This window comes from Nostoc sp. WHI, assembly GCF_015714725.1.
Lineage (GTDB): Bacteria > Cyanobacteriota > Cyanobacteriia > Cyanobacteriales > Nostocaceae > Nostoc.
In genome coordinates this window covers 1-1,367 of the sequence record NZ_WBKM01000230.1, presented here as the reverse complement: position 1 = coordinate 1,367, position 1,367 = coordinate 1, and the positions used below count along the sequence as shown (strand labels likewise).

The following is a 1,367-nucleotide window of genomic DNA, read 5'->3' as shown; positions in this document are numbered from 1 at the left end:
CTATGGCACCTTTACCCGACTACCGCCCTAAACAACTATCTGTAGGCCCCTTAGAAGCGGAAATTTTAAATATTATCTGGGAACTTGGTTCAGCCACAGTCAAGGATGTACACGATCGCATTCTGGCTGATCCTAACCGCGAATTAGCTTATACTTCTGTCACCACTGTCTTACGTCGCCTTACTGATAAAGGTTGGCTGTCCTGCAACAAGAAAGAGCGAGCATTTTATTGGCAACCATTGTTAAGCAAGCAACAAGCAGATATCATCAAAGCACACGAGCAGTTACAGCGATTTCTCGCGGTGGGCAATCCTGATGTTGTGGCAGCCTTCGCCGATAGTCTGGATGAAGCAGCTAGTGAGCAAATAGCAGCGATCGCTAAACGCATTCAATCTGCACGCCAAGCCAGAGAGGAAGAATGATGCATTTTATAATGATTTTGATTACTTTGACAATTGCCTGGTGCTTAAGAGCCTCCTGGAGAAAACCCCAAGGTAGTTGGAGTCTGCGGTGGAGGCGATCGCTATTTTTGTTTCTCTTTCCGCCCCTGTTAATTTTCATGACAGCGATCGCTCTGCTGTTTATGAGTCCACAAGGACAAATGGGCGGAATGTACACAGGCTCAATCAGCTATTTACTAGCATTAATTTATTTGGCATTTGTTGCCATTTCATGCATCAAACTTGCCTTTCAAGGTTGGCAATCTGTAGAATCTGCCCGTAACTGTCTTTTGGTGGATGTGGGAGATAGACGAGCAAGGCTATTGCAAACGGGGGCGCTGTTTGCAGGTCAAATTGGTTTTTGGCAACCAGAATTAGTAGTTAGTCAAGGATTAGTGCAAACTCTCTCACCTGTTCATTTAGAAAGCGTCTTAGCCCATGAGCAAGGGCATCACTATTACAGGGATACATTCTGGTTTTTTTGGCTGGGTTGGGTGCGTTTCTGTACTGCCTGGTTGCCAAATACAGAGCCTTTATGGGAAGAACTGTTAGTATTGCGCGAACTCCGTGCTGATGGTTATGCTGCATTGCAGGTAGACCCTCTGGTGTTAGCAGAATCACTGTTATTAGTAGTCAGTAGCAGCCCTGTGTTATCAGAGATTTGCTGTGCTGCATTGGGTTCATCTAGTGCAGGCGAGCGTTTAGAGCAAAGAATCGAAGCCCTATTAGCACCACCAGAACCAACTCCAGAAGCTCAATTGCAATCCTGGCATGGCTTTCTGTTAGCGTTTTTGCCTCTAGTGGCTGTGATATTTCATAGCTAAGTTTAATAAAACACAATTCAGAAGCCAAAATTCAGAACTGACTAAGGTGCACGTCGATGCATCAAAGGTGCACGTCGATGCATCTAAGGTGCACGTCGATGCA

Annotated in this window: 2 protein-coding genes; both read left to right on the top strand. The window is 45.5% G+C overall.

The genetic code is table 11. The features are described from left to right. Nucleotides 1-2: 2 nt before the first annotated feature. Entirely contained in the window at nucleotides 3-422 is a 420-nt protein-coding gene (locus tag F8S12_RS23105; RefSeq protein WP_196518659.1) for a BlaI/MecI/CopY family transcriptional regulator, read from the top strand. Continuing rightward, nucleotides 422-1,264, top strand: coding sequence for a M56 family metallopeptidase (locus tag F8S12_RS23100; protein WP_196518660.1), 843 nt, complete (start codon nucleotides 422-424; stop codon nucleotides 1,262-1,264). Before F8S12_RS23105 ends, F8S12_RS23100 begins: the two co-directional genes overlap by 1 nt. Nucleotides 1,265-1,367 lie beyond the last annotated feature (103 nt).